The 16,492-nt window shown below is 73.5% G+C and carries 14 protein-coding genes and 1 pseudogene; 8 read left to right on the forward strand and 7 right to left on the reverse strand.

Going from position 1 to position 16,492, the window contains the following annotated elements; translation table 11 throughout:
- The first annotated feature begins 52 nt into the window (after positions 1-52).
- Positions 53-751 (forward strand): NADPH-dependent F420 reductase, encoded by a 699-nt coding sequence (gene npdG / locus B0E54_RS19025; protein WP_234586517.1) that lies wholly within the window; start codon positions 53-55, stop codon positions 749-751.
- A 45-nt stretch (positions 752-796) separates the two neighbouring features.
- Here the strand turns inward: npdG and B0E54_RS19030 are convergent, their stop codons facing one another.
- From B0E54_RS19030 to B0E54_RS19045, 4 genes are all read right to left on the reverse strand, one after another.
- Positions 797-1,174 carry a hypothetical protein gene (locus B0E54_RS19030; protein ID WP_234586519.1) on the reverse strand — a complete coding sequence of 126 codons (378 nt, stop codon included), beginning with the start codon at positions 1,172-1,174 and terminating at the stop codon, positions 797-799.
- Positions 1,175-1,386: 212 nt separating this feature from the next.
- Positions 1,387-2,637, reverse strand: a complete 1,251-nt coding sequence (locus B0E54_RS19035; RefSeq protein ID WP_234586521.1) for an HNH endonuclease signature motif containing protein — start codon at positions 2,635-2,637, stop codon at positions 1,387-1,389.
- Between the two features lie 73 nt (positions 2,638-2,710).
- Complete coding sequence (panB, locus tag B0E54_RS19040) at positions 2,711-3,556, reverse strand: 3-methyl-2-oxobutanoate hydroxymethyltransferase (protein ID WP_234586523.1); 846 nt, start codon at positions 3,554-3,556, stop codon at positions 2,711-2,713.
- A gap of 175 nt (positions 3,557-3,731) precedes the next feature.
- Positions 3,732-5,489, reverse strand: a complete 1,758-nt coding sequence (locus B0E54_RS19045) for an NAD+ synthase (protein WP_234586525.1) — start codon at positions 5,487-5,489, stop codon at positions 3,732-3,734.
- A 239-nt stretch (positions 5,490-5,728) separates the two neighbouring features.
- On the opposite strand from B0E54_RS19045, the gene glnA reads away from it, so the two are divergent.
- From glnA to B0E54_RS19065, 4 genes are all read left to right on the forward strand, one after another.
- The gene (gene glnA, locus B0E54_RS19050; protein WP_007463316.1) at positions 5,729-7,078 is read left to right on the forward strand and encodes a type I glutamate--ammonia ligase; all 1,350 of its coding nucleotides are present in this window, start codon (positions 5,729-5,731) and stop codon (positions 7,076-7,078) included.
- Between the two features lie 87 nt (positions 7,079-7,165).
- Complete coding sequence (locus B0E54_RS19055) at positions 7,166-7,591, forward strand: DUF350 domain-containing protein (RefSeq protein ID WP_234586527.1); 426 nt, start codon at positions 7,166-7,168, stop codon at positions 7,589-7,591.
- A 114-nt stretch (positions 7,592-7,705) separates the two neighbouring features.
- Positions 7,706-8,398, forward strand: coding sequence for a YafY family protein (locus B0E54_RS19060; RefSeq protein ID WP_234586530.1), 693 nt, complete (start codon positions 7,706-7,708; stop codon positions 8,396-8,398).
- Between the two features lie 127 nt (positions 8,399-8,525).
- Complete coding sequence (locus tag B0E54_RS19065; protein ID WP_234586532.1) at positions 8,526-8,903, forward strand: VOC family protein; 378 nt, start codon at positions 8,526-8,528, stop codon at positions 8,901-8,903.
- Positions 8,904-9,130: 227 nt separating this feature from the next.
- On the opposite strand, the gene B0E54_RS19070 is transcribed toward B0E54_RS19065, so the two are convergent.
- Positions 9,131-9,607, reverse strand: a complete 477-nt coding sequence (locus tag B0E54_RS19070) for a hypothetical protein (protein WP_234586536.1) — start codon at positions 9,605-9,607, stop codon at positions 9,131-9,133.
- A gap of 202 nt (positions 9,608-9,809) precedes the next feature.
- Between B0E54_RS19070 and B0E54_RS19075 the strand changes: the two genes are divergently transcribed.
- Entirely contained in the window at positions 9,810-10,700 is an 891-nt protein-coding gene (locus B0E54_RS19075; protein ID WP_234586538.1) for a virginiamycin B lyase, read from the forward strand.
- Between the two features lie 107 nt (positions 10,701-10,807).
- Here B0E54_RS19075 and B0E54_RS19080 read toward each other — a convergent pair whose 3' ends face one another.
- Complete coding sequence (locus B0E54_RS19080) at positions 10,808-11,743, reverse strand: LD-carboxypeptidase (RefSeq protein WP_234586540.1); 936 nt, start codon at positions 11,741-11,743, stop codon at positions 10,808-10,810.
- 163 nt (positions 11,744-11,906) lie between these two features.
- Here B0E54_RS19080 and B0E54_RS19085 point away from each other — a divergent pair, with 163 nt between their 5' ends.
- Positions 11,907-12,674, forward strand: coding sequence for a type 1 glutamine amidotransferase (locus B0E54_RS19085; protein WP_234586542.1), 768 nt, complete (start codon positions 11,907-11,909; stop codon positions 12,672-12,674).
- On the forward strand, positions 12,674-15,781 hold the full coding sequence (locus B0E54_RS19090; protein ID WP_234586544.1) for a bifunctional [glutamine synthetase] adenylyltransferase/[glutamine synthetase]-adenylyl-L-tyrosine phosphorylase: 3,108 nt from the start codon (positions 12,674-12,676) through the stop codon (positions 15,779-15,781). The genes B0E54_RS19085 and B0E54_RS19090 overlap by 1 nt, the downstream gene beginning before the upstream one ends.
- Before the next feature lie 7 nt (positions 15,782-15,788).
- On the opposite strand, the pseudogene B0E54_RS19095 reads toward B0E54_RS19090, so the two are convergent.
- A pseudogene (locus B0E54_RS19095) lies at positions 15,789-16,492 on the reverse strand (hypothetical protein); the annotation flags it as partial.

The following is a 16,492-nucleotide window of genomic DNA, read 5'->3' on the forward strand; positions in this document are numbered from 1 at the left end:
GTCACAGCGGCCAGCGCTGCTGACGGACCGGGCGGTTTGCGAGGATGAGCCCATGGCATACGACGCGAGCACGCTGCCCGACGTGTCCGGGCTGACGGTCGGCATCATCGGCGGCACCGGCGATCAGGGCCGTGGCCTCGCCTACCGGCTCGCCCGGGCCGGGCAGACGGTGCTGATCGGCTCCCGATCGGCGGAGCGGGCCGCCGAGTCCGCCGCCGAGATCGCCGCTCTGCCCCGGATGCCTGCCGACGTCCGCATCACCGGCGCGGCCAACGACGAGGTGGCCCGTCGCAGCGACGTCGTGATCATCGCGGTCCCGTGGGACGGGCACGCCGCCACCGTCGCCGCCCTCGCCGAGCCGCTGGCCGGCACGATCGTCGTCGACTGCGTCAACCCGCTGGGCTTCGACAAGCAGGGCCCGTACGCCCTCACCGTCGACGAGGGCAGCGCCGTCCAGCAGGCCGCCGCGCTGCTGCCCGACTCCCGCGTCTGCGCCGCGTTCAACCACGTCAGCGCGCCGCTGCTGGCCGACCCCGAGGTCGACCGGATCGACCTCGACGTGCTGATCTGCACCGAAGACCGGGAGCTCGTCGACATCGTCGGCGCGCTCGCCGCCCGGATCCCCGGGATGCGCGGCATCTACGCCGGCCGGCTGCGCAACGCCCACCAGATCGAGGCGTTCACCGCGAATCTGATCGCCATCAACAAGCGCTACAAGGCGCACGCCGGCATCCGCGTCACCGACCTCTGACAGCTTCTGACACAACGGCTCGGTTCTGGGCGTGCCTTCGCCCGATCAGCGTCGGGGCATCCCGCCGTGTGGACTGTTGAGGATGAGCGGCACGCTGTCCGGCGCCAGATGCGGGTGGCCCTCGACGTGTTCCAGGTGGACGTGGCCGCCGTCGTCCATGGCGGCCACGTCCCGTAGTAGATCGGCGAGGAACGACCGGCTCTCCGCGCCGCCGCGGACGGTCAGATAGCCGCGATCATCGACACCGACGGCAACGGGACCCTGCGTCACCTCGACGACGACACCGCGCAGGTGTCGCGGATGCGCGGGCTGCGCGAGGCTCTGCTCGCCCCCTCCCGCCACCAGGTCGGCGAGGCGACAGAGATCGGCCCGATCGGCGGTGATGTCGACGCCTTCGCCGACCGAGTAGTAGTCAAGCTCCACCCCGCGACAGTAGGCACCGCTCGCGAGGCGTGTGTTCCCCTCCGGCCGCGCCGCACGCTCGGCCCCGGGATGGGGTTGCCCGACCACCGAGCGCGGCCGGTCCAGGGATGGTTGCCCGACCACCGACCACCGAGCACGCGGCCGACCCCGGGATGGTTGCCCGACCACCGAGCACGCGGCCGGCCCAGGAATGTGGGGTCGCCTCGGTGTGGTCACGTCCTCCGGTGGTAGTGGTTGCGGCGGGGGACCTGTTCGGGGTCGAGCCAGGCGGGTGGGATGAAGTCGGGGTGGCCGTCGTTGCCGGGGCGGATGGTCCAGTCGCCGTGGTGGATGTGTCGGTGGTGGTGGCCGCAGAGCAGGACGGCGTTGGTCAGGCTGGTGTTGCCGCCGTCGGCCCAGTGGTGGATGTGGTGGGCGTCGCACCAGCGGGGTGGGCGGTCGCAGCCGGGGAAGGCGCAGCCGCGGTCGCGGAGCACGAGTGCTCGTCGGAGTGGGCCGGTGATGAGGCGGCGTTGTCGGCCGACGTCGAGGGTCTGGCCGGTGCTGCCGAGGACGGCGGGCAGGATGGCGGCGTCGCAGGCGAGGCGCCGCACGGTCTCCGGGGCGAGGTCGAAACCGGTGTCCAACGTGCCTGCGCCGAGCTGCCGGCCGAGGTTGTCGTAGCTGGTGGTGACGACGAGCTGCGCGGGCTCGCCGCCGTGTACGGGTAGCTCGCCGGTACGCAGGCTGAGTCGGCACAGGTCGGCGAGCGCGTCGTGGCGGCGTTGGCCGGGGGAGCGTTGGTCGTCGGGGCCGGTGGGCGCGGTCAGGGGGTCGATGGCCGCGCGGAGCAGGCCGGCGGTCTCGGTGTCGAGGGTGCCGGTGAGGCGCAGGCGGCCGTCGGTGAGGGTGGAGATGGTGACGTGGCGGTCGCGGGCGGCTCGACGATCCTCGGCGTCGAGGGCGGCCTGGGCGGCTCGGTCGGCGACGTCGGGTGCGACGTGATCGAGGATGCGGGTGCCGAGTTTGCGCAGCAGGGTCGGGTCGAACTGCCCGGCCCACTCGACCAGCAGGCCGACCGCCTTGTCGGCGGCCGCGCTGCCGGCGGCGCTCTCGACTGTGGTGACGGTGTCGGCGATGACCCGGGCCTGGTCGAGGGTGATGTCGGCGTCGGCCAGCGCCTGTCGTACACCGGGGTTGCCGGCGTCGAGGGTGGTGGCCAGGTCGACGAGGCGGCGGGCGGTGGGAACGGTGAGGTGCAGGCGCTCGCGCAGCCACACCGCCGTGGAGGACGCGCCCTGCGCGATGGGCGTGCCGCGACAGTCGAGCTCGCGGATCAGGGCCAGCTTGATGGCGGCGAGGCGCTGCTCGATGCGGTGCGCGGCGTCGAGCGCAGCGATCAGGCCCTGCTCGGGCAGAGCCCAGGCGGCCGAGTCGGCGCAGGCCGTGACCGTGGCCTCTGCCTGCGCCAACCCCTCCATCATGACCCGAGACTAGAACACCTGTACGACACTTTCAGTTGTCATGATCGATTGATTCGTCACGGTCCGGACCGCTCTAGAAGGTGTGTTCGGCAGTCGGGAACTCGCCGCCACGGACCTCGTCGGCGAAACGGCGGGTGGCGTCGGTGAGGACGTCGGCCATCTCGGCGTAGCGCTTCACGAAGCGCGGGGCCTTGCCGGTGCGCAGGCCGGCCATGTCCTGCCAGACCAGCACCTGGGCGTCGGTGTCCGGGCCGGCGCCGATGCCGACAGTGGGGATCGCCAGTTCGTGGGTGATCTGCTTGGCCACCTCACCCGGCACCATCTCCAGCACCACCGCGAACGCGCCGGCCTCAGCCACCGCCCGCGCGTCGGCCAGCACCTCGTCGGCCGTGTCGCCCCGGCCCTGCACGCGGTAGCCGCCCAGGGTGTGCTCACTCTGCGGGGTGAAGCCGATGTGCGCCATCACCGGGATGCCGGCACCGACGATCGCGGCGATCTGCGCGGCGCAGCGTCGGCCGCCCTCCAGCTTCACCGCGTGGCAGCCGCCCTCCTTCATGAACCGGACGGCGGTGCGCAGCGCCTGGGTCGGGCCCTCCTCGTACGAGCCGAAGGGCAGGTCACCCACGACGAGGGCCTGCCGGGTCGAGCGCACCACGGCCCGTACCAGCGGGAGCAGGTCGTCGGCGGTCACCGGCAGGGTGGTCTCGTAGCCGAACACGTTGTTCGCGGCCGAGTCGCCGACCAGCAGCACCGGCACGCCGGCCCGGTCGAAGATCCCCGCCGTGTACTGGTCGTACGAGGTGAGCATCGGCCACCGCTCGCCACGCTCCTTGGCGGCGATCAGGTCGCGGGTGCGGACCCGACGGGTGGCCGGTCCGCCGTACAGCGCGGTCACCTCGTTCGGAGTGGACTCGGTCATGACTGTCTCCTTCCTCGAGGCCGCCTGCGCGGTCCCCGGGTTCCGTCGCGATCGTCGCACCGCCAGGCCCGGCGACGGCAGAGCCCAGTGGAAGATGTCACTCACGACCGCCGCGCACCGGGCCCGCCGCACCGCGCCGGGCCGGGTCCGGTGAACCCGACCCGGGTGTACGAGGTCAGCCGTGCTCGCGCCACCGGTTGGTGATCGGCAGTCGACGGTCGCGGCCGAACGCCTTCATGGAGATCTTCGTGCCGGGCGCCGACTGGCGTCGCTTGTACTCGGCGGTATCCACCAGCCGCAGCACCTTGTCGACCACGGCCGGGTCGTGGCCCGACTCGACCAGCCCGTCGCGGCCCAGGTCGCCGTCGACGTAACCGATCAGGATCGGGTCCAGTACGTCGTAGTCGGGCAGGGAGTCGCTGTCCAGCTGCCCCGGGCTCAACTCGGCGCTCGGCGGCTTACCGATCGAGTTCTCCGGGATCGGTGCGGTGTCACCACGGCGGGCCGCGTCCGCGTTGCGCCACTTGGCCAGCCGCCAGACCAGCGTCTTCCAGACATCCTTGATCGGGTTGAAGCCGCCCACCGAGTCGCCGTACAGGGTGGAGTAGCCGACCGCCAGCTCGCTCTTGTTGCCGGTGGTGAGCACCAGGTGGCCCTCCTGGTTCGACAGCGCCATCAGGATGACGCCACGTACCCGGGCCTGGAGGTTCTCCACGGCGATGCCGGACAGCGACAGGTTGGCCAGGAAGGCGTCCACCATCGGCTGGATCGGCTCGACGCGGTAGTCCAGCCCGGTGCGCTTGGCCAGGTCGGCGGCGTCCTCACGGGAGTGCTCGGAGGAGTGCTGGCTGGGCAGCGACACCCCGACCACCCGGTCGGGGCCGAGCGCGTCGACGGCGAGGGCGGCCACCACCGCCGAGTCGATGCCACCGGAGAGGCCGAGCACCACCGACGCGAACCGGTTCTTGTTGACGTAGTCGCGCAGGCCGAGCACCAGCGCGTGCCACACCTCGGCCTCGTCGGCCACCGGCTCGATCAGCCCGCCGGCGGCGGCCGGGCCGGGCGGCGCGGGCGGGATCACGTCCAGCGTGTGATGAGCCACCCGCATGCCGTCCGCGACGTTCTGGCTGCCCGGGGCCGTGGTCGCGGCCGGCAGCTCGACGTCGTGCACGAGCAGGTGCTCGACGAACTGCGGGGCGCGGGTGAGCAGTTCGCCGTCCGGGGCGACGATCATCGAGTCGCCCTCGAAGACCAGCTCGTCCTGGCCGCCGATCATGTTGACGTACGCGATGACGGCGTTCGCCTCGGCGGCCCGGCGGCGAACCAGCGGCAGCCGGATGTCGTCCTTGTTCAGCTCGTACGGCGAACCGTTGATGTTGACCACCAGGCCGACGCCTGCCTGCCGGGCGGCGGCGAACGGCCCGCCGGCCTGCCACAGGTCCTCGCAGATGGTCAGCGCGACGTCCACCCCGCCGATCCGCACCACTGTCAGCTGGTCGCCCGAGACGAAGTAGCGGTCCTCGTCGAAGACGCCGTAGTTGGGCAGGTGGTGCTTGAAGTAGCGGGCGACCACAGTGCCCCGGTGCAGCAGCGCGGCGGCGTTGCGGGCACCCCTGCCCGGTTCGGCGTCCCCGCTGACCTGCGGCGGCCCGTCGGCGTCCAGGTAGCCGACGACGACCGGGAGGTCACCGAGACCGTCCTCGGCCAGGTCGGCGGCGAGCCGCTCGATGGCGGCCTGGGACGCGGCGACGAAGGAACGCCGAAAGACCAGATCCTCGACCGGGTAGCCGGTCAGCATCATCTCCGGAAAGAGCACGAGCTGGGCGCCGGCGTCGGCGGCCTGGCGGGTCCAGCTGCGGACCAGGTCGGCATTGCCGGCGAGGTCGCCGACGCTCGGGTTGACCTGGGACAGGGCGAGACGCAGGGTGGGCATGTCCTCATCTTGCCCCAGCATGGCCGGAGCAATCCGCACCGTCGGACGAGACGGCGGCCACGCGTGAGCGGCCGTGACCGACCAGGCCGGATCGGTACCGCTCGGCGGGCGGGACACGAGGGGACGGACGGCGGCGGTTCGCGTAACGTCTGCGTAACCAGGCCCGGGAACACTGGGCGGTCAGGTCGGGTACACCCCGACCAAGGCGGACAAAAAGAGTGTCGCGAGGGGTTGGGGAAGTGGACCGTCAGCAGGAGTTCGTCCTCCGTACGCTGGAAGAGCGGGACATCCGGTTCGTCCGGCTGTGGTTCACGGACGTGCTGGGCACGCTCAAGAGCGTCTCGGTGGCGCCCGCGGAGCTGGAAGCGGCCTTCGAGGAGGGCATCGGCTTCGACGGCTCGGCCATCGAAGGCTTCGCCCGGGTCTTCGAATCGGACATGGTGGCCATGCCCGACCCGACCACGTTCCAGGTCTTCCCGTTCGAGGGCGGGGTCAGCGGCGAGAGCGCCCGGATGTTCTGCGACATCCTGCTGCCCGACGGCGGCCCCTCCTGGGCCGACCCGCGGCACGTGCTGCGCCGCGCGCTGTCCAAGGCGGCCGAGAAGGGCTTCACCTTCTACACCCACCCCGAGATCGAGTTCTTCCTGCTGGAGAACGGCCCGCAGGACGGCTCGGTGCCCACCCCGGTGGACACCGGCGGCTACTTCGAGCACACCACCCACGCGGTGGCCCGCGACTTCCGCCGCCAGGGCGTGCTGGCGCTGGAGCGGATCGGCATCTCGGTGGAGTTCAGCCACCACGAGGTCGCCCCCGGCCAGCAGGAGATCGACCTGCGCTACGCCGACGCGCTGACCACCGCCGACAACATCATGACCTTCCGGCACGTGGTGAAGGAGGTCGCGCTCTCCACCGGCGTGCAGGCCAGCTTCATGCCGAAGCCGTTCACCGACCAGCCGGGCAGCGGCATGCACACCCACCTGTCGCTGTTCGAGGGCGAGCGCAACGCCTTCCACGACGGTGGCGACCCGATGAAGCTCTCCAAGGTGGCGAAGTCCTTCATCGCCGGCCTGCTGGTGCACGCCCGGGAGTACACGGCGGTCACCAACCAGTGGGTCAACTCGTACAAGCGGCTCTTCCCGCAGGCCCTGCCCGACCGGATCACCGAGAGCCCGGCGTACGTCTGCTGGGGTCACCTGAACCGGTCCGCGCTGGTCCGCGTCCCGGCGTACGGCAAGCCGAACTCCGCCCGCGTCGAGGTCCGGTCGCTGGACTCGGCGACCAACCCGTACCTCGCCTTCGCGGTGCTGCTCGGCGCGGGCCTGAAGGGCATCGAGGAGGGGTACGAGCTGCCGCCGGGCGCCGAGGACGACGTCTGGTCGCTCAGCAGCGCCGAGCGCCGCGCCATGGGATACGAGGCGCTGCCGGAGAACCTGGCCGAGGCGATCGACGTGATGGCCGAATCCGAACTGGTCGCCGAGGTGCTCGGCGAGCACGTCTTCGACTTCTTCCTGCGCAACAAGCGGGCCGAGTGGGAGCAGTACCGCCGCGAGGTCACCCCGTACGAGCGGCAGCGCTACCTGGCGCTGTAGTCGCGGGGCTGACGCGGTGGCGCGCTGCCGCTATCGTCTCGATCACCGCGCCGGTACCCCTCCGGGCGGAGAGTCGGGAGGCAGTCGGTGCTGGAGGATCTGCTCAGCGGTGCCTGGCAGAGCGTCGTGTTCGGGATCGTCGGCGTCGGGCTGATGGCTGCCGGGTTCGGGCTCGTCGACCTGCTGACCCCGGGACGGTTGCGGGAGCTGATCTGGGTCGAGCGCAACGCCAACGCGGGGTTGCTGCTCGCCGCCAACCAGCTCGGCATCGCCGGCATCGTCTTCACGGCGATCCTGACCAGCTACAGCGACTTCGGCCGGGGGCTGGCCTCCACCGTGCTCTTCGGGCTCGTCGGGCTGGCCATCATGGCGCTGGCCTTCTTCGTGCTCGACCTGCTCACCCCGGGCAAGCTCGGTGAGGTCATCTGCTCGTCCGAGCCGCACCCCGCGGCCCGGGTCAGCGCCGCCACGCACTTCGGCGCGGCGCTGATCGTCTGCGCCTGCATCGCCTGAGGCCGGTGGCCGGTGGCCTGAGGCCGGTGGTTTGAGCGCGGTGTTCTGAGCGGGGCCGCTCGAGCCTGCCGCGTCCGGGGTCGGTCGTCGTACCCCGGCCGTAGCGTGCCGGGCATGAACCGCACGGACCGGCTCTACGCCCTGGTCGAGGAGCTGCGCGCGGTGTCGCCCCGGCCCCGCAGCGCCCGCTGGCTCGCCGCCCACTTCGAGGTGAGCAGCCGGACCATCGAGCGGGACATCGGCGCGCTCCAGGAGGCCGGGGTGCCGATCTGGGCCGAGCCCGGGCGCACCGGCGGCTACGTCCTGGATCGCAGCCGCACCCTGCCGCCGGTCAACCTGACCCCGGCCGAGGCGGTGGCGATGGCCGTCGCGCTGCACCGGCTCGCCGGCACCCCGTTCGCCGGGCCGGGCGCCACCGCGCTGCGCAAGCTGGTGGCGGTGCTGCCGGCCGCCGACGCCGCCGAGGCACACCGCCTCGCCGGCCGGGTGCACCTGATCGGCGACGGGCCGGCCACGCCCGTCCCGGCCACCGTCGCCGACGCGGTCACCGCGCGGCGGGTGCTGCGCATCCGGTACGCCGACCGCGCCGGCGTCGACTCGGTGCGCGACGTCGAACCGCTGGGCTACCTCGGCAACCCCCGACACTGGTATCTGCTCGCCTGGTGCCGCATGCGCGACGAGCTGCGCTGCTTCCGTACCGACCGGATCGGGGACGTCCGGGCGCTGCCCGAGGTGGTGGTCCGGGAGCTGCGCCTGACGGATCTCGACATCCCCCGGGAACGGGTCCGGCCGCTGAGCCTGGTCTGAGGCGGGTCCTTCACACACCGATATCCGTCGGGTGATCCGGAAACACCGACAGGACGGTGTCGCGGACGGCCTCGAAACTGCTCTGGACGACGGCGAACCGCCGTCCCGGCAACTCTGGAGGCAGCACGTGTCCACGACGCCCATCACCTGGTTCGAGATCGGCACCGACCGGCCGGAGGAGGCCGAACGCTTCTACGGCGAGCTGTTCGGCTGGACCTTCGAAGAGCAGGGCGCGGGTAGCGGCGGGTCCTATCGGGTGACGGGTGCCGGCGGTGACACCGGAATCGGCGGGGCCATCCGGGCGACCGACGGGACGTCCCCGAACTACGCGGTGTTCTACGCCGAGGTCGACGACGTCGCGGAGACCTGCCGGCGAGCCGAAGCCGCCGGCGCGAAGGTGCTGATGCCCGCACGGACCGCACCCAGCGGTCTCACGCTCGCCCACCTGCTCGACCCGGCGGGAAATCGCCTCGGCGTGTTCGCACCCCCGCCCAGCAAGGGCTGAGCCGCGCGGATCCCCGCGCGCCGGGGGCCGACGTCGGTCCCGCCAGCAAGGGCTGAGGCGCGCGGATCTCGCGCGCTGGCGGGCCGACGTCGGTCCCACGCGCATGATCGACTCCAGGTCGCCGATGTGGCGGTGTCCGGGTGCGAGGGACGCCGCCACATCGGCGAAACGGGGTGGATCACGCCGGACCACCCCAGCCCGGGGTGGTCGGAGGCCGACCCGTCGGGCTACTTGCCCGGCGTACCTGCGGGAGCGCCGTGGCCGGCCGGCCCGCGGTCACCGCCGCCCGGCCCACGGTGGCCGCCGGGGCCGGGGAAGACGCCGGCCTCGACGGCCTTGGTGATGGCGTCGGCCTGCTCCTGGGTGAGCTTGCCGTCCTTGACCGCCTGGTCCAGCCGCTCCTTGAGCGCGGCCTGCCGGTCCTCGGCGGACGGGCGTGCCGGACGGTCGGCGGGCCGGTGCTGCTCGCGGACCTTCTCCAGTGCGGCGGTCACCTTGTCGGTGGGGACTCCCAGCTCCTTGGCGAGCGCCTCGGCGAACTCACCCTGCCGGTCGGCCTTCGCTCCGGGGGCGGGGGCGGTGCTGGCGGTCGGGGTCGGGGTGTCCGCGGCGAACGCGATCGTCGGGGCGGCGATCCCCACGCCGAGGACGCCCGCGGTGGCCAGGCCGGCCAGCAGGTGCTTCCTACGGATGGTGCGGGACATGCTGTCCTCCAGAAGGTCGGTGATGCGGCAATGTCGTCACCGACAGTGACGGGCGTTCCTGGGCGCGACCCATGGCGACCCTGTCAGCCAGCTGACAATCGAGCAGCGGGCTGCCGATCGAGGCGGCGCTCGGTGAAATCGGTTGTGTCGTCGTTGGTCCGGCGGTCAGGGTGGGTGGTCGCCAACGGAGGGACACCGCACGATGACCGTCGACATTCGGGAGATTCCGCTCGCCGGGTCGGACTCCGGCCCGTACGGCATCACGGTTGGGCCCGACGGCGCGTTGTGGCTGACGCTGGTCCAGGCCGGCGGGATCGCCCGCCTGGGGTCCGACGGCGAGGTCCGGACGTACCCGCTGGAGCCGGCCGGCGGCCGCCCGTTGATCATCACGGCGGGTCCGGACGGCGCGCTCTGGTTCACCCGCTCCGGGGACGACCGGATCGGTCGGCTCAGCGTCGACGGCGAGCAGCGCACGATCGCCCTGCCGGCCGGCACCGGGCCGGGCGGCATCGCGGCCGGGCACGATGGTGCCCTCTGGTACGCGGGCATGACCTCCGACGCGATCGGCCGGGTGGACACCGACGGGACGGTAACCGCGTTACCGCTGCCGGTGACCGGTGGGTTCGCCTCGATGATCACCGCTGGCGCGGACGACGCCCTCTGGTTCACCCTCAACCGGGCGAACGCGATCGGCCGGATCGACCTCGACGGCCGGATCACACTGCACCCCTTGCCCACCCCGGACGCCGGACCGGTCGGCCTCGCGCTCGGCGCGGACGGGGCCATCTGGTTCGTGGAGATCGCGGCCGGTCAGCTCGGCCGGGTCACCCCGGACGGCGAGGTGACCGAGATCCCGTTACCGGACCGGAGCGCCCGGCCGCACGCCATCGTGGCCGACCCGGCGGGCGGCGCGTGGTTCACCGAGTGGGGCGCGAACCGGATCGGGCACATCGGTCCCACCGGCCGGATCGAGAGCTACGACCTGCCCACCCCGCGCTCGGAACCCCACGGCATCACCCGGACCTCCGACGGAGTCTGGGCAGCCCTGGAGATCGGCGCAGTAGCCCACCTGACCCCGAACCCCATCCCCTGACCCGCCCCTGACCCCGGTGATCAAGAGGTTCGCGTCACGATCCGGCCCGGAAATGACCCAAACCTCTTGATCACCGCCGGGAAAGGGGTGCGGGAGGGTGGGTGGGGTTAGCGGACGGCGGGGGAGACCGTGAGGGTTCCGGTGTCGGTGTCCAGGGTTGCGGTGGTGCCTACCGGGACAGTCAGCTGGTCGGGGCCGTGGCCGATGGGGAGGCCGCCGAGGATCGGTACGCCCAGGTCGCCGAGGCGTTCGGTGAGGACGTCGACGATCGTGGTCTCCCAGCCGTCCCCGCATTCGGTGAACTGCCCGATCGCCACACCGGCCAGCCCGTCCAGCGCGCCGGCGCGGCGCAGGTGGGTGAGCATCCGGTCGACCTTGTACGGGGGTTCCTGCACGTCCTCGATCAACAGCACGGCACCGGTCAGATCGGGCAGGTCCGCAGTGCCGACCGACGCGGCGATCAGGCACAGGTTGCCGCCCAGCAGGGTGCCGGTGGCGCGACCCGGCACCCGTGCGCCGAAGGTCTCCTCGGTGGGCACCGCCTCGACGGTCACCGGCTCGGTGGTCATCAGCGCCGCGTGCAGGGACTCGGCGGAGCGCAGCGACGTGCGCTCGTCCCGCCAGGCGGCCCCCGGGCCGTGCACCCCGGCCAGCCGGGCGCCCCGCCACAGGGCGAGCTGCAACGCGGTGATGTCCGAGAAGCCGGCCACCACCTTCGGGTCGCGGCGGACGGCGGCCATGTCGATGGCGTCCACGATCCGCTGTGCGCCGTACCCGCCCCGCGTGCAGATCACGCCGCGCACCTGCGGGTCGGCGAACGCCGCGTTCAGGTCGGCGGCGCGCAGGTCGTCGGTGCCGGCGAGGTAGCCGTGGCGGGCGTACGCGTTGGGCGCCGGCACCGGCCGCAGGCCCCACCCGGTGAGCAACTCCATCCCCCGGGCGACCCGCTCCGGCGAGGTCGGCCCGGACGGTGACACCAGCAGCACCGTGTCCCCGGGGCGCAGGACGGGCGGGCGGACGACAGCCGAATCCTCGTTGATCACAATCGCAGAGCCTAACGACACCGCGGAGCCCGACGAGCGGCGAACTCCGGCCGTCGACGCCGACGCCCGCGCCGGCCGCCAAACCCGTGCCGGGAGGGGCATCCGAACGACGGGGGCCGTGGCGGGGCGTGGCGCTGTGCGACGTACCGGCTAGCCTCGACGCGTGGCAACCGCGCTGGTGATCGAGAACGACCCGACGGACGACGCACGCCGGTTGGGTGAGTGGCTGACCGAGGCTGGGCTGGAGCTGTGGGTGGTCCGCCCGCACGCCGGCGACGAGCTCCCCGCCGACCTGGAGGGGTACGCGGCGCTGGTGGTGCTCGGCGGCGACCAGCAGGCGTACCCGCTGCCGGACGGCTCACCCGGCGCACACTGGTTCCCGGCGGTGGAGGGCCTGCTGCGCAAGGCGGTCCGCTACCGGGTGCCGACGCTGGCCGTCTGCCTGGGAGCGCAGCTGCTCGCCACCGCGCACGCCGGTCTGGTCGAGCGGAGCCCGTCCGGGCCGGAGATCGGCCCCGGCGTGGTCGGCCGGCGCGACGCCGCCGAGGGCGACCCGCTGTTCCGGTACGTGCCGCTGATCCCGGACGTACTCCAGTGGCACTCCGACGAGATCACCGAGCTGCCTCGGGGCGCCACCCTGCTGGCGGCCTCCACCCGGTACCCGCACCAGGCGTTCCGGCTCGGCGACCGGGCCTGGGGGCTGCAGTTCCACATCGAGTGCGACACCGCGATGATCGCCGACTGGGCCACCGACTCGGCCCAGCTCGCGGAGCTGGGCTACGACCCGGAGCTGGTCGTGGCTGCCTGCGACTCGGTGATGGTGGACGTCGAGGAGGTCTGGCAGCCGTTCGCCGCCCGGTTCGCGGCGCTGGCCCTCGGCGAGTTGGACGACAGCACGACGCGGCGTGGCCTGCCGCTGCTCGGGCACTGATGAGCCGGCCGACGAGGGCGCCGGGTCGGCTCGCCCGCTACGGCTTCGGGGTCGCCGACGGCGACGGCGGCGCCCGAGCCGCCGACCTGCTCGGCCCGGACGGGTTGGGCCTCTGGCAGCCGGTCGAGCAGGAGCCGGTCGACGAGACGGCCACGGAGCTGCTGGCCGCGCTGTCCCGGGCCGCCGACCCGGATCTGGCGCTGCGCCAACTGCACCGCATCATCGAGGCCGAGACGCGGACCAACGGCACCAGCGCCGCCAGCACGCGGGCCGCCAGCGCGCCGAGCGGCAGCGCCGCCGGCGGCAGCGGCGCCAGCACGCCGAGCGGCAGCGGCAGCGGCGCGCGCTCGCCGCTGATCGCGGAGCTGCACGCCGATCCCGGGCTGCGGCGTCGACTGATCGCCGTCCTGGGCGCGTCGTCGGCGCTCGGTGATCACCTGGTGGCCAACCCGGAGCACTGTCTGGCGCTGCGCACCGCCCCGGACGGGCTCGCGCCGATCGCCGAGGGTCGACTGGAACCGGCCGGCGACGGCAACCCCGTGGCGGTGCTGCGGACCGCGTACCGGCTGGCGTTGCTGCGGATCGCGGCGGCCGACCTCACCGGCGGCCGCGCCCTGGAGCAGACCATGGCGGCGCTGTCCGCGCTGGCCGACGCGACGCTGGCCGCGGCGTACGAGATCGCCGTCGACGAGCTGGCGGAGGGCACCGAGCGGCCCCGGCTGGCAGTGGTGGCGATGGGCAAGTGCGGCGGCGGCGAACTGAACTACGTCTCCGACGTGGACGTGATCTTCGTGGCGGCCGAGGACGGCGACCTGCCGGCCGCGACCCTGGTGGCGACCCGGCTGATCCACATCTGCGGGCTGGTCGCCTGGCCGGTGGACGCCGCGCTGCGGCCCGAGGGCAACCGGGGCCCGCTGGTGCGCACCCTCGCCAGCCACCTGGCCTACTACCGGCGGTGGGCGCGCACCTGGGAGTTCCAGGCGCTGCTCAAGGCCCGTCCGGCCGCCGGTGACCTGCCGCTGGCCCAGGAGTGGATCGACCAGCTCGCTCCGCTGGTGTGGCGGGCCGCCGAACGACCCGAGGCGGTCGAGGACGTCCGCGCGATGCGCCGCCGGATCATCGACAACATCCCGCCGAAGGAGCTGGAACGCGAGATCAAGCGCGGTCCCGGCGGGCTGCGCGACATCGAGTTCGCCGTCCAGCTCCTGCAACTCGTGCACGGCCGGGGCGACGAGACGCTGCGGGCACCGGGCACCATTCCGGCGCTGCGCGCGCTGGTCGCCGGCGGCTACGTCGGCCGCGCCGACGGCGAGTCACTGCTGCGCGGCTACCGCTTCCTGCGCGGCGTCGAGCACCGGCTCCAGTTGCAGGCCCTGCGCCGTACGCACACCGTGCCCACCGAACCGTCCGCGCTGCGCTGGCTGGCCGCCGCGCTGGGTTTCACCGCCACGCCGGGACGCAGCGCCGTGGAGAGCTTCCGGGCCGAGTGGGTCACCCACGCCACCGAGGTACGCCGGCTGCACGCCAAGCTGCTCTACCGGCCGCTGCTGGAGTCGGTGGCCCGGGTGCCCGCCGACGGGCTGCGGCTCACCCCGGAGGCCGCGCGGCACCGGTTGGAGATCCTCGGTTTCGCCGATCCGGCCGGGGCGTTGCGGCACCTCCAGGCGCTCACCGGCGGGGTGAGCCGCACCGCGGCCATCCAGCGGACCCTGCTGCCGGTGCTGCTGAGCGAGTTCGCCGACGCGCCGGAGCCGGACCGGGGGCTGCTCAACTACCGCAAGGTCTCCGACAAGCTGGGCAGCACCCCCTGGTACCTGCGGCTGCTGCGCGACGGCGGTCCCGTCGCGCGGCGGCTGGCCCGGGTCCTGGCCCTCTCCCGGTACGTCGCCGACCTGCTCGCCCGCGATCCGGAGGCGCTGCGGCTGCTCGCCGAGGAGAACGAGTTGGCGCCGCGCCCACGGGCGGTGCTGCGGGAGGGCTTCCTGGCGGCGGCGGCCCGACACACCGACCCGGTCGAGGCGACCCGCGCGGTGCGGGCGCTGCGCCGCCGGGAACTGGTGCGCGTGGCGTGCGCCGACGTGCTCTGCCGCGCCGGCGCGCTCGCCCCCACCCCGACCCGGCCGGACGGCACGACGCGGCCGGCCGTCGGCCTGGCCGACATCACCGAGGTCGGCACGGCGCTCTCCGACGTCACCGACGCCACCCTCGCCGCCGCGCTGCGCGCCGCCCGGGCCAGCCAGAAGGCGCCGGACGGGCTGCGGTTCGCGGTGATCGGGATGGGTCGGCTCGGCGGGTACGAGTCGAACTACCTCTCCGACGCCGACGTGCTCTTCGTCTACGACCCGCCCGCCGGCAGCAGCGAGAGCGCCGCCAGCGCCGCCGCCCACGCCATCGCGGAGGAGCTGCGTCGACTGCTCGGGGTGCCCGCGCCCGACCCGCCGCTCGGTGTCGACGCCGACCTGCGTCCCGAGGGCCGGCAGGGTCCGCTGGTGCGCAGCCTCGCCGCGTACGCGCAGTACTACGCCCGCTGGTCGCGGGTGTGGGAGGCGCAGGCGCTGCTGCGGGCACGGTTCGTCTGCGGTGACGCCGACCTGGGCGCCGAGTTCGAGGCGATGATCGAGCCGGTGCGCTACCCGGCCGACGGGCTGACCCGCGAGCAGGTCGTCGAGATCCGCCGGATCAAGGCCCGGGTGGAGAACGAACGGCTGCCGCGCGGCGCCGACCCGGCCACCCACACGAAGCTGGGCCGGGGCGGGCTGGCCGACGTGGAGTGGGCCGTCCAGCTCGTCCAGCTCCGGCACGCGGGCAGAGTCCCGGAGCTGCGCGGCACGCGTACCCTCGACGCCCTCGCGGCGGCCGAGCGGGCCGGCCTGGTCGACCCGGCGGACGCCGCGGAGATGGCCGCCGGCTGGTCCCTGGCCGCGCAGGTCCGCAACGCGTTGATGCTGGTCCGGGGTCGCGCCGGTGACCAGCTGCCCCGGCACGGGGTGGAGCTGGCCGGGGTGGTCCGGCTGCTCGGCCGCGACGACCCGGGGGAGTTCCTCGACGAGTACCTGCGCACCGGCCGGCGCTCCCGCGCCGCCGCCCAGCGGGTGCTGGAGGCGTAGCGCCGGGTCAACTGCCGACGGTGTACTCGCCGGCGTGGGGAACGGTGACGGTGCTCCAGTCCCCGTCGGCGGTGACGGTTGCGCCGCCGGAGGCGACCAGCCACCGGCTGTGCCGGACCCGGACGGCCACCGGGCCGGCGGTCGGGGCCCGGAAGGTCAGCGCCGCGCCGTCGGCGCGGACCAGTTCGGCGGGCGCGGCGACCAGCGGCGTCGGGTCGGCCACCGCCCAGACCCGCCAGTGCGCGCCGGACCAGACCGGCGTCAGGTACGGCAGGCCGCTCTCGACCAGTTCCGCCTCGGCCCGTCCCACCCAGGACAGCGGGGCGTCCGGCACCGCCACGTACTGCACGGCGTTCTCCGCCAGCCACGCCCGGTAGCTCTCCCGGGTCAGCGGCACGCCGGTGCCCGCCGCGCCGGGCACTGTGGTGAAGAACAGCGGGTTGCGGTCGATGTCGGCCTGCCGCAGCCAGCCGCGGGCCAGTGGCGCCTCACCGAGGCGGGCCGCCTCCCAGTAGTTGCGCGTCGGCGGCACCTCCACCCGGCCGGTCAGCCGCTGCCCGGCCAGGAACGCCCGCAGCGGCGCGTGGTAGCCGGGCGCGCTGGTCGGGTCGCCGATGCCGCGCAGGTCGGCGGGGACCACCGGCGGCTGCCACCCGCAGACGGCCACCAGCAGCGCGGTCAGGCCCACACCGCCCAGCAGGCGGGCCCGCC

The sequence above is a fragment of the Micromonospora sp. MH99 genome, from assembly GCF_021442385.1.
Lineage (GTDB): Bacteria > Actinomycetota > Actinomycetes > Mycobacteriales > Micromonosporaceae > Micromonospora.

Bases quoted from the DNA above. Each gene is read 5' to 3' on its own strand.
- npdG (WP_234586517.1), top strand. From the start codon at position 53: ATGGCATACGACGCGAGCACGCTGCCCGACGTGTCCGGGCTGACGGTC.
- B0E54_RS19035 (WP_234586521.1), bottom strand. From the start codon at position 2,637: ATGATGGAGGGGTTGGCGCAGGCAGAGGCCACGGTCACGGCCTGCGCC.
- panB (WP_234586523.1), bottom strand. From the start codon at position 3,556: ATGACCGAGTCCACTCCGAACGAGGTGACCGCGCTGTACGGCGGACCG.
- B0E54_RS19045 (WP_234586525.1), bottom strand. From the start codon at position 5,489: ATGCCCACCCTGCGTCTCGCCCTGTCCCAGGTCAACCCGAGCGTCGGC.
- B0E54_RS19060 (WP_234586530.1), top strand. From the start codon at position 7,706: ATGAACCGCACGGACCGGCTCTACGCCCTGGTCGAGGAGCTGCGCGCG.
- B0E54_RS19070 (WP_234586536.1), bottom strand. From the start codon at position 9,607: ATGTCCCGCACCATCCGTAGGAAGCACCTGCTGGCCGGCCTGGCCACC.
- B0E54_RS19075 (WP_234586538.1), top strand. From the start codon at position 9,810: ATGACCGTCGACATTCGGGAGATTCCGCTCGCCGGGTCGGACTCCGGC.
- B0E54_RS19090 (WP_234586544.1), top strand. From the start codon at position 12,674: ATGAGCCGGCCGACGAGGGCGCCGGGTCGGCTCGCCCGCTACGGCTTC.